This is a genomic window from Rhizobium leguminosarum (assembly GCF_001679785.1).
In the GTDB taxonomy this organism is placed as follows: Bacteria; Pseudomonadota; Alphaproteobacteria; order Rhizobiales; family Rhizobiaceae; genus Rhizobium; species Rhizobium leguminosarum_R.
Map to the genome: position 1 here is coordinate 597,785 of NZ_CP016287.1, position 15,861 is coordinate 613,645.

14 protein-coding genes and 1 pseudogene are annotated in these 15,861 nt (G+C 62.0%); 10 read left to right on the top strand and 5 right to left on the bottom strand.

The genetic code is table 11. The features are described from left to right. Positions 1 to 12: 12 nt before the first annotated feature. The 8 genes and pseudogenes from BA011_RS27265 to BA011_RS27300 all read left to right on the top strand — a co-directional run bounded on the left by BA011_RS27265 (position 13) and on the right by BA011_RS27300 (position 7,979). A complete protein-coding gene (locus BA011_RS27265) occupies positions 13 to 843 on the top strand; it encodes an NAD-dependent epimerase/dehydratase family protein (protein WP_065283088.1) in 831 nt (276 codons plus the stop codon). Next, complete coding sequence (locus BA011_RS27270; RefSeq protein WP_065283089.1) at positions 840 to 1,745, top strand: SMP-30/gluconolactonase/LRE family protein; 906 nt, start codon at positions 840 to 842, stop codon at positions 1,743 to 1,745. Before BA011_RS27265 ends, BA011_RS27270 begins: the two co-directional genes overlap by 4 nt. A gap of 20 nt (positions 1,746 to 1,765) precedes the next feature. Continuing rightward, positions 1,766 to 2,716 carry a dihydrodipicolinate synthase family protein gene (locus tag BA011_RS27275; RefSeq protein WP_065283090.1) on the top strand — a complete coding sequence of 317 codons (951 nt, stop codon included), beginning with the start codon at positions 1,766 to 1,768 and terminating at the stop codon, positions 2,714 to 2,716. A gap of 42 nt (positions 2,717 to 2,758) precedes the next feature. Beyond that, positions 2,759 to 4,345, top strand: coding sequence for an ABC transporter substrate-binding protein (locus tag BA011_RS27280; RefSeq protein ID WP_065283091.1), 1,587 nt, complete (start codon positions 2,759 to 2,761; stop codon positions 4,343 to 4,345). Between the two features lie 6 nt (positions 4,346 to 4,351). Beyond that, a pseudogene (locus BA011_RS27285) lies at positions 4,352 to 5,448 on the top strand (ABC transporter permease). A gap of 4 nt (positions 5,449 to 5,452) precedes the next feature. Beyond that, positions 5,453 to 6,388, top strand: a complete 936-nt coding sequence (locus BA011_RS27290) for an ABC transporter permease (protein ID WP_020047134.1) — start codon at positions 5,453 to 5,455, stop codon at positions 6,386 to 6,388. Beyond that, complete coding sequence (locus BA011_RS27295) at positions 6,385 to 7,239, top strand: ABC transporter ATP-binding protein (protein ID WP_065283093.1); 855 nt, start codon at positions 6,385 to 6,387, stop codon at positions 7,237 to 7,239. Before BA011_RS27290 ends, BA011_RS27295 begins: the two co-directional genes overlap by 4 nt. Next, positions 7,236 to 7,979: an ABC transporter ATP-binding protein gene (locus BA011_RS27300; protein ID WP_065283094.1), complete on the top strand. Its 744-nt coding sequence runs from the start codon at positions 7,236 to 7,238 to the stop codon at positions 7,977 to 7,979. Before BA011_RS27295 ends, BA011_RS27300 begins: the two co-directional genes overlap by 4 nt. Positions 7,980 to 8,178: 199 nt before the next feature. On the opposite strand, the gene BA011_RS27305 is transcribed toward BA011_RS27300, so the two are convergent. Further along, complete coding sequence (locus tag BA011_RS27305) at positions 8,179 to 8,625, bottom strand: GNAT family N-acetyltransferase (RefSeq protein ID WP_065283095.1); 447 nt, start codon at positions 8,623 to 8,625, stop codon at positions 8,179 to 8,181. Positions 8,626 to 8,947: 322 nt separating this feature from the next. Here BA011_RS27305 and BA011_RS27310 point away from each other — a divergent pair, with 322 nt between their 5' ends. Next, a complete protein-coding gene (locus BA011_RS27310) occupies positions 8,948 to 9,460 on the top strand; it encodes a hypothetical protein (protein WP_065283537.1) in 513 nt (170 codons plus the stop codon). Positions 9,461 to 9,572: 112 nt separating this feature from the next. Next, the gene (locus BA011_RS27315; RefSeq protein ID WP_003550088.1) at positions 9,573 to 9,776 is read left to right on the top strand and encodes a cold-shock protein; all 204 of its coding nucleotides are present in this window, start codon (positions 9,573 to 9,575) and stop codon (positions 9,774 to 9,776) included. A gap of 336 nt (positions 9,777 to 10,112) precedes the next feature. Here BA011_RS27315 and BA011_RS27320 read toward each other — a convergent pair whose 3' ends face one another. From BA011_RS27320 to BA011_RS27335, 4 genes are read right to left on the bottom strand one after another with little or no spacing between them, the layout of a single operon-like run. Continuing rightward, positions 10,113 to 11,732, bottom strand: a complete 1,620-nt coding sequence (locus tag BA011_RS27320; protein ID WP_420493447.1) for a GMC family oxidoreductase — start codon at positions 11,730 to 11,732, stop codon at positions 10,113 to 10,115. 2 nt (positions 11,733 to 11,734) lie between these two features. Further along, a complete protein-coding gene (locus tag BA011_RS27325; RefSeq protein ID WP_065283096.1) occupies positions 11,735 to 13,264 on the bottom strand; it encodes an FGGY-family carbohydrate kinase in 1,530 nt (509 codons plus the stop codon). Positions 13,265 to 13,296: 32 nt separating this feature from the next. Further along, positions 13,297 to 14,139: a class I fructose-bisphosphate aldolase gene (locus BA011_RS27330; protein WP_065283097.1), complete on the bottom strand. Its 843-nt coding sequence runs from the start codon at positions 14,137 to 14,139 to the stop codon at positions 13,297 to 13,299. Next, the gene (locus BA011_RS27335; protein ID WP_065283098.1) at positions 14,112 to 15,860 is read right to left on the bottom strand and encodes a glycerol-3-phosphate dehydrogenase/oxidase; all 1,749 of its coding nucleotides are present in this window, start codon (positions 15,858 to 15,860) and stop codon (positions 14,112 to 14,114) included. The genes BA011_RS27330 and BA011_RS27335 overlap by 28 nt, the downstream gene beginning before the upstream one ends. Between the last annotated feature and the right edge of the window lies 1 nt (position 15,861).

Consider the following 15,861-nt stretch of genomic DNA (forward strand, 5'->3'; position numbering starts at 1 on the left):
GGAGGAGAGACGATGAAACGGGTCGCTATGACGGGTGCTGCCGGACGTGTAGGGACGCTGCTGCGTCCGCTTCTTCGGTCGCATGTCGAGCACCTCAGCCTGATCGATCTCCAGGAACCTGACGGGCTTGGCGAAAACGAGAATTTCGTCAGGGCCGACCTTACAAAGCTCCACGAGGCGACGGCTGCGCTGAAGGATATCGATGGCGTCGTCCATCTGGCGGGTATCGCAAGCGGCACGGACATGAACGCCATTCTGCACGCGAACGTGCTTGGAACATATAATCTCTACGAAGCGGCGCGGATCAACAAGGTCCAGCGGGTCGTCTATGCATCGAGCAATCATGCCACCGGCTTTTATCCGCGCGGCCAGCTCGTATCGCCGCTCGACCCGATGCGCCCCGACAGCCCATATGGACTTTCCAAATGCTGGGGCGAACTTGTGGCGGGGCTTTACTACGACACGTCGGGCATTCGCTCTCTTTCCATTCGCATCGGCAATGCGGGCACCTATCCCAACAGCGAACGATCGGTTGCGATCTGGATCAGCGCGCGAGATCTGGCGCAATTGGTCAGGATCGGCCTTTCGCACCCGCTGATCGCAGCAACAGTGGTCTACGGCGTTTCCGACACCGAGGAGATGTGGTGGGAGAACGATCTGGCGGCACGATTGGGTTACCAGCCGCAGGACCGGCCGCGCGACCACGCCCTGATCGAAGAGGGATCAGAAGGGCCGGTCGCGCTGGCGTTCCAGGGCGGCGGGTTCTGTGAGATCAATCACGACGGCACCATCCGCATGCGCGATGCCGAAGGCCTGGCCAAGAGCCTGGAGACAGTTGAATGACGGCGCCTCGGATCATCCGCCCTGACATCCGTCCGGTGTTCCAGCAGCCGCTGACGGTTGGTGAATCGCCGGTATGGGACGAAGAGACCGGCACTCTGTGGTTCGTCGATATTCTGGCGCCGGCGCTCGTCCGGCTCTCTGCTTCTGGAAAGATCGACCGCTTCGACATGCCGGCTGCAATCGGCGCCCTCGGGCTTTGTCGCGATCACAGGATCGTCGTGGCGCTTCAGACGGGCGTCCATCTCTTCGATCCTGTCTCGGGAGATTTCGAGCTTGTGTCGGATCCAGTCGGGCGCCACATCAACTGCCGCCTCAACGATGGAAAGGTCGGCCCCGACGGGCACTTCTGGATCGGCTCGTTCAGCGAAGCCAAGCCGCAGACCAATGAGGCCGCACTTTACCGCGTGGGCGCCGATGGCCGCACGCGGACCGTGGCCACGAAACTGACGAGTTCCAACGGCCTTGCCTGGTCGCCGGATGGCCGGCGGATGTATCATTCCGACAGCCGGCAATGTTTCCTGCAGGCATTCGACTTCGATCCTGATACGGGCGACCTCGGCGATGGGCGCCGGCTCCGCAGCTTCACGGAAGACGAGGGTCGGCCGGACGGAGCGACAACCGATCGTGACGGGTTCTACTGGAGTGCCGGCGTTTCCGCCGGTCGCCTCAACCGAATATCGCCCGAAGGCGAAATCGTCGAAATCTACATTTTGCCGGTCCCCGCACCGACGATGCCGTGTTTCGGAGGGCCGGATCTGCGCACCCTCTTCGTCACGAGCCTGTCGACGGATCGCAGCGGGCGTTCCGAGGCGGGGACGGTGATCGCCTTCGACGTGGATGCAGAGGGCCTGCCGGCCTTCCGCTTCGGGGATCATCCCGTCGGAATGACGGCGAATAGATGAAAAGATAACGGGGAAGAAAGATGAGCATCGCAACCATGCGCAAGGCGCTTACAGGCGTATCGGGTGTTCCGGTCACCGCCTATGACGGCAAGGGTGAAGTCGAACCCCGGATCACGGCGAAGGTCTATGAGCGGGTGGCGGCAGCGGGTATTCACAACATCGTCGCTGCCGGCAATACCGGGGAATTCTATGCTCTGACGCCGCAGGAAATCAGGATCGTCCACGAGGCGGCGGTTTCAGGCGTTGCCGGCAAGGCGCCGGTGACGGCGGCGATCGGCCGGTCGCTGCGCGAGGCGATCGGCATGGCGAAGGATGCGGCCGCGATCGGCGCATCCGCCGTCATGTCGCATCAGCCCGTCGATCCTTTCGCAGCACCTGCGGCCCAGATCGACTATTTCTGCAATCTTGCGGATGCTTCCGCCCTGCCGCTCATCGCCTATGTCAGGGCGGATGGTTTCGCCGTCGCCGATATCGTCCGCCTTGCAAATCACGGCAACATTGCCGGCATCAAATTCGCCACGACCGATCTGATGTTGTTGTCGAGAGCGATCCCGGCGGCGAGCCCCGGCGGCGCGCTGTTCGTCTGCGGCCTGGCGGAGAGCTGGGCGCCGACATTTACCGCAGCCGGCGCCCGCGGCTTCACGTCCGGCCTCGTCAATGTCGCGCCGAAGCTCTCGCTTGCGGTCCACGCTGCTCTTGAAAAAGGCGATTTTGCCGCCGCCAGGGCGATCGTCAACAAGCTCGAGCCATTCGAGCGGATGCGAACCAAATTCCGCAATGGCACGAACGTGACCGTCGTCAAGGAAGCCGTCACCTATTCCGGTCTCGATGTCGGTCCCGTGCGTGTGCCGGGATTGCCGCAGCTCGACCAGCATGACCGCGAGGAGCTTCATCGACTGCTTCAAGGCTGGGAGGCCGAAGGCGACATTCAAACTCATTCAGACCAGCCGGCCGTAAAGGCGGCCGGCTGATTTCGACACTATCCACAAACAACAGAATTGGGAGGTCTTGAGATGCTGAGACAAGTACTGACAACGATCGCAATTGCCGGCGCCCTGACGACGGCGCAGCCCAGCTTCGCGGCGTCGCCGCCCAACATGCTGGTGATCGGCACCAATCTCACCGGCATAAGGACGCTCGATCCAGCGCAGAACAATGCCCGCACGGTTTCCGAACTGATCTCGAACCTCTACGACAACCTCGTGCAGCTGTCGCCGGACGACCTCAAAACACTGAAGCCGATGCTCGCGACGCAATGGAGCGTCTCGGCGGATGGCAAGATCATCACGCTGACATTACGCGACGACGCGGTCTTCCAGAGCGGCAACAAGGTGACCGCCGAAGATGCGGCCTGGTCGATCCAGCGCGTCATCAAGATGGGCCAGGTCGGCTCCACCGACGTCGCGCTCTGGGGCTTCACGCCTGAAAACGTCGAAAAGCTCGTTCGCGCAAAAGACGAACACACGCTCGAGATCGAGCTGCCGCAGTCGGTCAATACCGATCTGGTGCTCTATTCGCTGGCGGGCTCGTCGATCGGCATCGTGGACAAGAAGACGGTGCTGTCGCACGAGGCGAACGGCGACTTCGGCGGCGCCTGGCTTTCCGCCAATTCCGCCGGCAGCGGCCCATTCAGCCTGGCGCAGTGGCGGCCGAACGATGTCGCGATCTTCAATGCGCAGCCGAAATATTGGGGCGGCAAGCCGGCCATGGCGCGCGTCGTCGCTCGTCATATCCCGGAATCCGGCAATCTCCGGCTTCAGCTCGAAGCCGGCGACGTCGATGTCGGCCAGTATGTGGCAAGCGGCGACCTCGATGCGCTCGCCACTAAGAAGGACATGGTCATCGAGAATGTCCCGGGTCTCGGCTTCTACTATATCGCCCTCAATCAGAAAGATCCGGATCTGCAGAAGCCGAAGGTTCGCGAGGCCTTCCAGCATGCCTTCGACTGGAAAGCGATCTCCGGCAACATCATGCGCCATACGGGATTTCCCTGGCAGTCGATGATCCCGCGCGGCATGATCGGCGCTCCCGGCGAGGCGGAGGTCCGCTACGATTACGATCCCGCCAAGGCCAAGCAACTGCTGGCGGAGGCCGGATATCCCAATGGCCTGAAGAAGGTGCTCAATCCGTCGGGAGCCCCGACCCTGCCCTTCGCCGAAGCGCTGCAGGCGAGTGCCCGCGCCGCCGGCATCGATCTCGATCTCGTGCCCGGCGAGTTCACGCCCGCCTTCCGCGAGCGCAAATTCGAAGTGCTGCTCGGCAATTCCGGCGCCCGCCTGCCCGATCCCTTCGCGGTCGCCACGCAATATGCCTTCAACCCCGACAATAGCGACGAAGCACGCCTCGGCAGCTACTACCTCTGGCGCACGGGCATGAAGGTGGACGAACTCAACACGCTCATCGACCAATCGATGAAGGAGCGCGACACGGAAAAGCGCACCGACATCTTCAAGAAGATGGATGGCATCTATGCCGGCATGGCTTCGCCGCTGGTCATCTTCTTCCAGCGAACCGACCCCTATGTCATGCGCGCCAACGTGAAGGGCTATCACGGGCATACGACATGGTCGACGCGCTGGCATGACGTGACCAAGGAGTAGAACGCCGTGGCAAGCGCCGATATGACATCGAAGGGGGGAGCGGCCGGCACTCCCCGGCGGGCGGGTTCGCAGAGGCGGCCCCGCACCCGGCACTGAGCCTGCTGCGGCGCCTGGCGGGACGTATTGTGGCCGTCGTGACGACGCTGCTCGGCCTGCTCGTCCTGACCTTCTCGATGGGCCGCCTGCTGCCCGCCGACCCCGTGCTCGCCATAACCGGGGCGGAAGTCAGCAAGGAGGTTTACGATCGCGTCTATAACGAGCTGGGTCTTGGGCAGCCGATCTGGATGCAGTTCCTGTCCTACGTCGGCAAGATCGCCACAGGCGATCTCGGCATGTCGGCGACGACGGGCCAGCCGATCCTCACCGATCTGATGACGATCTTTCCCGCGACGATCGAACTTGCGATCATCGCCATGATCATCGGGGCGATCGTCGGCATTCCCTTAGGGATCACCGCTGCGGTCAGGCGCGGAACCGTTATCGACCACATTGCGCGGATCGTCGCCCTTGCCGGCCACTCCATCCCGATCTTCTGGACCGGGCTGATGGCGCTCTTCGTCTTTTATGCGAAGCTGAAGCTCGTCGGCGCCTCGGGCCGGATCGATGTCTTCTATGAAGGCCTCGTCACGCCGATGACGGGCTTCCTCCTGATCGACGCGGCGATTCAGGGCCAATGGGACGTGTTTTACAACGCCCTTGGCCACATCATCCTGCCGGCGGCAATCCTCGGCTACTATTCCGTCGCCTATATCAGCCGCATGTCGCGGAGCTTCATGCTGGAGCAGTTGAGCCAGGAATACATCATCACCGCCCGGGCCAAGGGGCTCGGCACCCGAAAGGTGGTCTGGCGCCATGCATTCAAGAACATCCGCGTACAGCTCCTGACGATCATGGCGCTGACCTTCGGCGGTCTGCTCGAAGGCGCGGTGCTGATCGAGACCGTCTTCGGCTGGCCGGGGCTCGGCCAGTACCTGACCCGGGGGCTGCAGATGAACGACATGAACGTGGTCATGGGTTCGGTCCTGACGATCGGCGCCGTCTTCCTGACGATCAACATCCTGTCGGACTTCCTTTATCGCATTCTTGATCCGAGGACACGGTGACGCCATGACGATCTCCTCTGAGCACGCAGACAGCGTCAACACCGGCGGTCTTCGCAACTGGCTGCTCGCACCGGAGCCTCGAGGCTGGTTCCAGTCATCGGCGCAGCAAATTCACCAGGGCTGGCGGAAATTCAGCCTGCACCCGCTTGGCCTGGCCGGATTGGCCATCATCCTGCTGCTGATCGTCGTGGCGCTGGCCGCCCCCCTGCTGACGAGCTACGATCCGATCGTTCAGGACATGGCCGGGCGGCTTGCCGCGCCATCGGCGAGCCATTGGCTCGGCACTGACAATTTCGGCCGCGACGTCTTTTCCCGGGTGATCTATGGCGCCCGCACGACGCTCTACATCATCATGCTCGTCACGGTCATTGTCGCCCCGCTCGGCCTGCTGATCGGCACCGTCTCGGGTTATTTCGGCGGCATCGTCGATGAAATCCTGATGCGCGTCACCGATATTTTTCTCTCCTTCCCCGGCCTCGTGCTGGCGCTGGGTTTTGCCGCAGCGCTCGGTCCAGGCATCACCAATGCGATCATCGCGATTTCACTGACGGCCTGGCCGCCGATCGCGCGCCTTGCGCGCGCCGAGACGCTCAGCCTCCGCAAGGCGGATTACATCGCCGCCGTGCGCCTGCAGGGCGCGACGTCAATTGCGATCATCACCCGCCACATCCTGCCGATGTGCATTCCCTCGGTGATCGTCCGCGTCACCCTCAACATGGCGGGCATCATCATCACCGCCGCCGGCCTCGGCTTCCTCGGCCTCGGCGCGCAGCCGCCATGGCCGGAATGGGGTTCGATGGCCGCCAGCGGACGTGAATTCATGCTCGATAGCCCCTGGGTCATCGCCGCACCCGGCATTGCCATTGCGCTCGTCAGCCTCGCCTTCAACCTCGTCGGCGATGCGCTTCGCGATGTTCTCGATCCCCGAGGTTCGGAATGACTGACCTGATCGATATTCGGAATCTCGAAATCGCCTTCGGCGGCGGACAGGTGCGGGCCGTGCGCGGCGTGAGCTTTTCGCTTGGACAAGAAAAGCTCGGGATCGTCGGTGAATCCGGATCGGGAAAGTCGACCGTTGGCCGCGCCATCATGAAGCTGCTGCCGCCGACCGCGATCGTCAATGCCGAGCGGATGCGCTTTCGCGACATCGATCTGCTCAAGGCGAACGAAAAAACGATGATGACGATCAGGGGGCGGCGGATCGGCCTGATCCTGCAGGATCCGAAATATTCGCTCAATCCCGTCATGCGGATCGGCGAACAGATCGCCGAGACCTACCGCTTCCATCATCCGAGGGCGAGCAAGAGCAAGACCTACAGCCAAGCGCTCGACATGCTCGAAGCCGTCCAGATCCGTGATCCCGAGCGCGTGGCCCGCCTTTATCCGCACGAAATCTCGGGCGGCATGGGTCAGCGGGCAATGATCGCCATGATGTTGATTGCCGAACCCGAAGTGCTGATCGCAGACGAGCCGACGTCAGCGCTCGACGTGACGGTGAGGCTCGAGATCCTGGCTCTGCTCGACGAGCTCGTCTTGCGACGCAATCTCGGGCTGATCTTCATCAGTCACGATCTCAATCTCATCAGGAATTTCTGCGATCGCGTCCTCATCATGTATGCGGGGCGGGTCTTGGAAGTGCTCGAGGCGCGCGATCTCGACAAGGCCAGACATCCTTATACGAAAGGATTGCTGGCATCGCTGCCGACGATCGAAGATCCCCCCGCCCGGCTGCCGATCCTGAAACGAGATCCGGCCTGGCTTGAAGAATTCGCATTGGAGCCGCCGCGGTGATTAAAATCGACAATCTCACGGTCCGTTTCGGGCCTGGGCAGCGGCCTGTCGTTCGAGACGTAAGCTTCGCCATCGAAAAGGGAACTGCTTTCGGCCTGGTCGGCGAGTCCGGCTGCGGGAAGTCCACTGTCCTCAGGGCGCTTTCCGGCCTCAACGCCAATTATGACGGCCGGATCGAGCTCCAAGGCGAGCCGTTGAATCAACGGCGCAGTCGGCCATTCTTCCGCCAAGTGCAGATGGTGTTCCAGGACCCCTACGGATCCCTCCATCCCCGCAAGACCATCCGCTCGCAACTCAAAGAACCGCTGCGCAACCAGGGCCTGGATACGAATTCCGTCGACGTCAACAACGTCCTGAGATCGGTCGGCCTCGATCCGGCGCTGAGCTACAGATTTCCGCACCAGCTGTCCGGCGGCCAGCGCCAGCGCGTGGCGATCGCCCGCGCGCTGATGCTGAATCCGGACGTTCTGCTTCTCGACGAACCGACATCGGCGCTCGACGTGTCGGTTCAGGCCGAGATCCTCAATCTCCTCCAGGATTTGCGCACCAATCGCGGTCTGACCTATCTGCTCGTCAGCCACGACCTCGCCGTCGTCTCGCACATGTGCAGCCGCGTCGCCATCATGGAAGCGGGCGAGATCGTCGAACAGGTCGATGTCGGCGCCTTGCGAAGGGGTGCTGTCGAACACCCGTATTCGCAACGCCTGCTGCGCGCGAGCAGGATGTACGGAAGGGCGTAATTCGCGATCGATACACGGCTGCTTGCTGACGTCGTCGCAGGCTCGCCATCCACATCAAGCCGATCCGGCTGCCTAAACCAAAGGCAGTATCGATCGCCGATGATGTTGCGCAACCTTTGAAAGACACTCGGCCACTCACACGTTCACCCGGGCATGCTCAGGATTTTCGCTGGCGGATCGGAGATTCCCCAATCTGGCGTTATCCGCTTGATCTGGAGTACAGGCCAAGGTCGCTTATCACGGCAAATTCGCAACGCTGATAGAACTCCGACAGCGCCCCTCCTCGTTGTGAGATCAGCCACACGCTGCTACATCCTTCAACTGTGGCTGTTTCGAACATTGCAGAAAGTAGAGCGGTCCCTATTCCCTTACCTTGTGCGTCGGGCTGCACTGAAAGCTCGTCCACATAAATGACGGGGCCGGTATGGCGCCGCTGTCGTATCCCGAGCGCAATGCCGAGCACCTTGTCTCCTTCAACTGCCGCAAGCGCAATTGACCTGGGAGTTTCAAGCACATAGGTCACATTTTCTGCAGCCGCCTCAAGCGACCAGCTCTCATTCCACGGCGGCAGGGCGTAGGCATTTACCAATACGACGGCCGCGCCGCTAATGTGTTTTTCAACCAGACGCTCGATCCGAAATGACATAAACTCGCCTCACGCCACGTGAGGCGACATTCGCCGAAGGCTATTGGTTTCGCAATGGCGTGTTGGATGCATCCGCAGGTTTTTCGCCGAGCTTGTCCCTAAAATGGTAAAGATCGCGGCTGCGCCAGGCAGGTCCGGGTCAGTCCGCTGGCAGCGCGCGTGGGCAGCATTGGTAGTTTGATCGTGTTGAAAACGTGTGCTCCGCGGCGAGCGAATAGGTCCCGTACGGAACCAATTCACCGCCGAGTGGTTATATGACACCCTCCTCCTCGAAGAGCCGAGCGTCATGATGCGGATGTTAAGCGGCCCGAAAGTTACTCAGATGATCAATGTCCTTGCCTGTGCCATCGCCGCTGCGACGGCGTCAATGCTCATGGCCGGCTCCGCCAATGCCGACGAGTCTGCTTTCCTCAAGACATTGGCAGGAAATTGGAGCGGTAAGGGTACGGTGAAAGTGCGGACAAATGCACCCACCTTGAAAGTCACTTGCCGTTTCAAGTCGGATGCGAATGCAAGTTCCCTTGCACTCAATGGGCGCTGCACCAGTCTCGCCATTTTTTCCCGTGTCATCAGCGCTAACCTCAAGGCCAGCGGTGAAACCTACACCGGCTCCTACGTGGGCGCCGGCACCGGCACCGCGGGCCTCGGCGGAAAACGCGCTGGTAATGCCATAAACCTGGCGATCAAATGGGCGAAAGAAGTGAATGGTGACCGACGTGCGCAGATGACGATCGAAAAAACCGGGGCGTCGGGCATGCGTCTCACAACCATCGATACCGACCCCGGGACGGGTCGATCGGTTGTGACGAGCCGCATTGAGCTTCGTCGGAGCTGATATCTTTTTACATTCAAAGAGCCGTAGGCGTGCTAAAGGGTTGATAGAGAAGCCCCGAAGCTATAGTTTCGCCTTCGCAAATCGTCGAACGATACAAGGAAATAGTTATCTCATGCCGACAGGTACCGTTAAATTCTTCAATGACGACAAGGGCTTCGGCTTCATCACCCCCGAGGGTGGCGGCCAGGACGTTTTTGTTCACGTGTCTGCGCTGCAGAGCGGCGGGTCGCTCCGCGAAGGCGACAAGGTCAGCTTCGAAGTTGGACAGGATCGCAAGACCGGAAAATCGAAGGCTGAGAACGTCTCGACGCTCTGATCGAAATCGAAGATGGCCCAGCCTGCGTTGAGCGGGTTGGGCTCATCGTCACGAGTCGGGGGCGCGAATGCCTTCGTACTCTAAAGCGCGTGGTGATCTTCGCGCTTTAGGGCTTTGTGTTACGCATGTCGTTGTCGCAAGCCGCTGCACCGTTTTGTGCTTTGAGCCGAAACGCCGACGATTGAGCCTGGCCGTGTCGTTTGATGTCCGCGCCTTTGAAGCCTGAATGACGGGTGAGGACGCTCATGCCAGCGCAGTGGCGGCAATCAGAGGATTTTCTCTCTGACAAAGGATGTTCCGTGCATTCGCTTTAGACGATGCGATGAGCTGATTAGATCACGCCCCTGATAGAATGCTATTCGCGGCCTTCTCGGCAATCATGATCACCGGCGAGTTGGTGTTGCCCGACACGATCGTCGGCATGATCGAGGCATCGACCACCCGCAGTTTCGCCAGCCCATGCACCCGCAATTGCGGATCGACAACCGCCATCATGTCGCTGCCCATCTTGCAGGTACCGACAGGATGGAAGATCGTTGTGGCGATATCGCCGACGCGACGGATCAGTTCCTCGTCAGTCCGGTACTCCGTGCCCGGCAGCATCTCCTGCGGCCGGTACTTGGCGATCGCACCAGCCTCCATGAGCCGGCGGGCGTGCCGGATCGATTTCGTCGCAACCATCCGGTCGCCGACGGTCGAAAGATAATTCGGGCGGATTTCCGGCGCCACCGAAAAGTCCGGGCCGCCAACATGCACGGTCCCCCGGCTCTCCGGCCGCAAATTGCAGACGGAGACGGTGACGGCGGGAAATTTGTGCAGCGGCTCGCCGAGCCGGTCGGTGCTCAAGGGCTGCACGTGATATTCGAGATCGGCGGTCGCAACGGCCGGATCGCTCTTGGCGAAGATACCGAGCTGGCTCGGCGCCATCGACAGCGACCCGGACCGGCGCAGCATATATTCAAACCCCATGCCCGCCCGGGTGAATAGATTGTGATAGAGCTGGTTCAGCGTCTTTGCGCCCTCGATGCGGAAGACCGTCCGGATTTGCAGATGGTCCTGCAGGTTTTCGCCGACACCCGGAAGTTCATGGGCGACGCCCAGTCCGGCAGCGAACAGCACATCCGGTCGACCGACCCCGGAAAGCTCCAGGATTTTCGGCGAATTGATCGCACCGGCAGACAGGATGACCTCGCGACCGACTCGAGCCAGATGACTGTTCCCGTTCAGCCGGAACCGTACGCCGGTCACCATTCTGCCGTCGAATTCCAGCCGCTCGGTTTCGGCGCCGGTCAGCACGCGCAGATTGGGCCGCTTCAAAGCCGGGCGTAGAAACGCCTTCGTCGTGTTCCAGCGCAGCCCACCGCGCTGGTTGACCTCGAAATAACCCGAGCCTTCATTGTCGCCATCGTTGAAATCGTCGGTCTTCGGGATGCCGAGTTCTTCGGCCGCATCGCGAAAGGCATCGAGGATCGGCCAGGACAGCCGCTGCTTTTCCACCCGCCATTCACCGCCTGCCCCATGCATGCGCGACTGGCCCCGATAGTTGTCCTCGGATTTCAGGAAATAGGGCAGCACGTCGTCCCAGCCCCAGCCGAAATTGCCCGCCTGCCGCCAGCCGTCGTAATCCGCCGCCTGGCCGCGCATATAGATCATGCCGTTTATCGACGAGCAGCCGCCCAGCACTTTTCCACGCGGATAGGGCAGTGACCGACCGTTCAATCCGGCCTCCGCCGCCGTCCTCATCATCCAATCGGTGCGTGGATTGCCCATGCAGTAGAGATAACCGATCGGCACATGCACCCAATGATACCGGTCGCTGCCGCCGGCCTCGAGCAGAAGAACGCGGCTTTTCGGATCGGCCGACAGTCGGTTGGCCAGAACGCATCCGGCCGATCCCGCGCCGACGATGATGAAGTCGTAGCTTCCCGCATCAATGGCTGCATCATCCACACGCATATTCACGCCGCCGCTCCCGCTTCCGCCGGCGGGACCGCCGTCAGACGCCGCCAGAGCGGCGCCATCGCCTCGGCGATATCCTGATAGAGCGCGGAGCGCCGCGCATAATGCGCCTCGAGCGAGACATCCGGGCGATAATGCCGCTCGGTCCGGACCATCGCCGCAGCACCAGCGCCGAAATCCGCGAAGAGGCCGACGCCGGTTCCGGCCGCGATCGCCGCGCCCAGTGCACCGGTTTCGCGCGAGCGGGCGACAGTGACGGGTACGCCGAGCACATCGGCAAAGATCTGTGGCCAGATCAGGCTGCGCGAGCCGCCACCGGAGAGCACGGCCTCGTTGAAGACCGCCCCGGCCTTTCGGATCGTCTCGATGTGCTGGCGATGACCGAAGGCGACACCTTCAAGAAGCGCGCGAACGAGATGTCCCTTGCTGTGCCAGCCGGCAATGCCGTAGAAGCCGGCGCGGGCGTGGCCGTCCTGCTGGGCGCCATAGAGATATGGATGGTAGAGCGGGTCGTCGGCCGCGGGCTCGATTGCCCCGGCCAGCGCGCAGCAGGCATCGAAGGGCGAAACGCCTGCCGCGTGCTCGCCTTCGAAGAACTCCCGCACCAGCCATTCGAGATTGGCAGCCGAGGTGGCGCTGTTCTCCATCGCCATGTAGCGGGTGCGATCGAAGGTCGAGGACATGAAGACCGGCCCATCGAGGTCGGGACCGTCTATGATGACCTGGTTGATGCTCCAGGTGCCGGCAATGATCGAGGCGCTGCCGGTGCGCGAAACGCCCGAGCCGAGCGCCGAGGCGACGACGTCGAACAGCCCGCCGACCACAGGCGTACCGGCGGCGAGCCCGGTTTGCGTCGCCACCTCTTCCGTTACCGTACCGGCAATGTCGGCGCTTTCGATAAGCGGCGGCAAGAGGTCCATGCAATCGTCCAGTCCATAGGCCTCCATCAGTGCCTTGTCGTAGCGGCGCGCGGCAAGATCGAGCAGACCGGCCCCCGACATGTCGGATACTTCGCTGACGCGGCGACCGGTCAGGCGGTTGACGACGAAATCCTTGGAGAAGAACACGGTACCGATGCGGTTGAACAGTTCCGGCCGGTGACGCTTCAGCCAGGCAAGCAATGTCGGCGTCTGGGATGGCCACGGGCGCTGGCGGGCAATCGGATAGGTCCGGTCACCAACGCCGGCTTCTCGCCATTCATCGACCAGCCCGGCCGCCCGCGTGTCGAGCGACTGGATGCCGATGAGCGGAGCGCCGTCGCGATCAAGCGCATAGAGACCGTTGCCATGCCCGGCGCAACCGATCGCGGCGATTTCCTCTGGCTGGATCCTTGCATTTTCAACGCAGGCACGGATGACCTGCCGGGCATTCGCCCATAATTCGTCCAGACCCCGCTCGACATGCCCCGGGCTCGGCATGCGGCTGTGTCCCTCTTCCGACGCAGCCGCGATCTCGTTGCCCTCCCGGTCGAAAATCACCGCCTTGATGACGGTGTTTCCGGCGTCGAGCCCTAAAAGATAGTTTCCCATGCAGAACCCCTCCCAAGATTCGAAATCGCTGCTCAGCCCTGCTGGTAGAGCGCAAAGGCCTGTTCACCGCTCGCATCCTCATGCACGATCGCCATCAGCCCGCGCACCACGGCACTCGGATTGGCGTGCTGATAGATGTTGCGCCCATAGACCATGCCCATTGCGCCCTGTCGCATCAATGCTGCGGATTTGTCGAAGACGGCACGAAGATCTTCCTTGCCGCCGCCGCGGACGAGAACCGGGCAACGGGCTGCTTCCACCACTCTGTGGAAATCCTCGGCATTGGTGGTCGGATCCGCCTTGACGATATCCGCCCCCATCTCGCGGGCGAGCCGCGTCAAGGTAACGATCTTGTCGGCATCGCCATCGACCATGTAACCGCCCTTTTCGGTGATCGGCTGCATTACCAGCGGCTCGATCATCAGCGGCATGCCATACTTGTCGCAATCGGCCCGCACCCGGGAAATGTTCTGCACGCATTGGCGGAACAGGTCCGACTCGTCCGGCAGCATGAACAGGTTGACGACGACGCAGGCCGCATCCATTTCGATCGCGCCGATCAACGGCTCGGCCTCGTTCTGCAGCACCGCCCACATGTCGCGGTGGCGGATCCGGTTATAGGGATTGCCCATGTCGATGCGCATGACCAGCGCCGGCTTGTCCTTGCCGGGCACGTCCTGCAGCAAGTCCGCCTGACCGTAATTCATCTGGATCGCATCCGGCCCGGCAGAAACCAGCGCCTTGACGACGGCCTGAATGTCCTCCAGCCCGTTGAGGAAGGACGGTTCGTTGCAGACGCCGTGATCGATCGCCACGTCGAGGCAGCGGCCGCCGCCGAACAGCCGGTTCATCCGGACTTTGCTGTTGTGTCGCATTCTATGCTCCTTGGTTCGTTCCTTGCCGAAAGCATGTCTTCGTCGACGCCGTGGCGTTCGGTGAGAAGGGTGAGAAAACGGTCGCGCTCACGGGTGCGATGCGCGAGCGTCCAATGCTTTTCCTGCGCCAGCAGGTCGAGTACGGCATCCATCATCTCGAGCGAAAGCTCGCCCGAAACGGCCAGCGTCGTGCGCCGCAAAAGCAGGTCGTCCAGATGTTCCACCGCTTCGCAGCGGATCAGGAACTGCAACTCGCGCACCGAGTAGCCGGCGTGCGGCAACACTGCATCGGGGCCAGCGGCGATGAAGCCGGCAACCGCCTCGGCATCCGTGCCGTATCGAGCAAACAGCTCAGCCATGCGCCGGATGGAAAGGCCTTTGCTGGCCGCCACCTGCGTTAGCCAGGCGGGTGCGTTGGCGGGAAACGCCCGACCGCCGCCGATCGGCCGATCGGTTGTCTGAACGCGGCGCCGCCTGCCTAGCCGTTCCAGAGCCATGTCAGCCGCCAGTTCCCCGAAGGATCGGAATGTCGTCCACTTGCCGCCGATCATGCATAGAACCGGTGGGCTGCCATCCTTCGGCTCTACGACCGTGCAGAAATGATCGCGCGGAATGCGCCCGGTAAAACTGTCGGTGCTGGCCGGCAGCGGCCGCACGCCGGAAAACTGGAAAACGATCTGTTCCGGCCGGATGGCGATATCAGGCAGCACGAAGGCGAGCGATTGCAGGATATAATCCCGCTCGTCCGCCTCGCAGCGGACCGTTTCCGGATCGTCGACGCGGATATCGGTCGAACCGACGAGAACCTTGCCGAGATAGGGAAACAGGATACAGATCCGCCCGTCCTCGTTCTCATAGTAGATCATGTGATCGGCGAGCGCGTCGCGCAGGTCCGCATTGTCGACGATCAGATGCGAGCCCTTGGTGCCGCCCATCAGCGGAGCCGGCCGCCCTTCTGGCGAAAACAGGGTCTGATTGGCGATGTCTATCCAGCCGCCGGTGGCGTTGATGATCAGCGTCGGTTCGACGGCAATGGACGCGCCGCCGACCTGGTCTTCGACGCGGTACTGACCATCCTCTGTCCGCTGCAGTTCCGCATAGTTCAGCGCCATCGCTCCGAACTTTGTCGAAAGACCATCCTGCAGAAGCTCGATGCCCAGCCGCTCCGGATGGCTGACCCAGGCGTCGAAATAGGTGGCCGAACTCTTGATGTCGGGATTGAGCGCCGGCCATTTGGCAAGCGTTCTGCGCCGGCCGCGGAACTGGTGGCGCGGCATCAGCGCCCGTTTGCGGGTCAGGAAATCATAGATGCTCAGGCCCGCCTTGATGGCGATAGCGCCACGCCGGCTCGGGCGGCGGCTGAGACCCAGGAAGCGGACGATGCCATTGCCGAGGCCGGAAAAGATATCGAACACCGGCACCGTCGTCGGCAGCGGCGCGACGTAATGCGGCGCATTGCGCAGCAGCCGGTCCCGCTCGACCAGCGATTCCTGCACCAGCTTGAATTCGCCGTTTTCAAGATAGCGAAGCCCGCCATGCACCATGCGCGACAGCGCCGAACTGGCCCCGGAGCAATAGTCGTGTTTCTCGACGAGCAGCACATTCAGCCCCTGCAGCGACAGCTCCCGAAAGACGCTGATGCCGTTGATGCCGCCGCCGATGATACAGACGTCCACCTTCGGGCTCTGGCGGAGCCCGTCCAATATCTCTTGCCGTTTCATG

What these genes read in the sequence shown, in the direction of transcription:
- BA011_RS27305 (WP_065283095.1), bottom strand. Translation starts at nt 8,625, where the DNA reads ATGTCATTTCGGATCGAGCGTCTGGTTGAAAAACACATTAGCGGCGCG.
- BA011_RS27310 (WP_065283537.1), top strand. Translation starts at nt 8,948, where the DNA reads ATGATCAATGTCCTTGCCTGTGCCATCGCCGCTGCGACGGCGTCAATG.
- BA011_RS27335 (WP_065283098.1), bottom strand. Translation starts at nt 15,860, where the DNA reads ATGAAACGGCAAGAGATATTGGACGGGCTCCGCCAGAGCCCGAAGGTG.
- BA011_RS27280 (WP_065283091.1), top strand. Translation starts at nt 2,759, where the DNA reads ATGCTGAGACAAGTACTGACAACGATCGCAATTGCCGGCGCCCTGACG.
- BA011_RS27275 (WP_065283090.1), top strand. Translation starts at nt 1,766, where the DNA reads ATGAGCATCGCAACCATGCGCAAGGCGCTTACAGGCGTATCGGGTGTT.
- BA011_RS27320 (WP_420493447.1), bottom strand. Translation starts at nt 11,732, where the DNA reads ATGCGTGTGGATGATGCAGCCATTGATGCGGGAAGCTACGACTTCATC.
- BA011_RS27325 (WP_065283096.1), bottom strand. Translation starts at nt 13,264, where the DNA reads ATGGGAAACTATCTTTTAGGGCTCGACGCCGGAAACACCGTCATCAAG.
- BA011_RS27270 (WP_065283089.1), top strand. Translation starts at nt 840, where the DNA reads ATGACGGCGCCTCGGATCATCCGCCCTGACATCCGTCCGGTGTTCCAG.
- BA011_RS27330 (WP_065283097.1), bottom strand. Translation starts at nt 14,139, where the DNA reads ATGCGACACAACAGCAAAGTCCGGATGAACCGGCTGTTCGGCGGCGGC.
- BA011_RS27315 (WP_003550088.1), top strand. Translation starts at nt 9,573, where the DNA reads ATGCCGACAGGTACCGTTAAATTCTTCAATGACGACAAGGGCTTCGGC.
- BA011_RS27290 (WP_020047134.1), top strand. Translation starts at nt 5,453, where the DNA reads ATGACGATCTCCTCTGAGCACGCAGACAGCGTCAACACCGGCGGTCTT.
- BA011_RS27295 (WP_065283093.1), top strand. Translation starts at nt 6,385, where the DNA reads ATGACTGACCTGATCGATATTCGGAATCTCGAAATCGCCTTCGGCGGC.
- BA011_RS27265 (WP_065283088.1), top strand. Translation starts at nt 13, where the DNA reads ATGAAACGGGTCGCTATGACGGGTGCTGCCGGACGTGTAGGGACGCTG.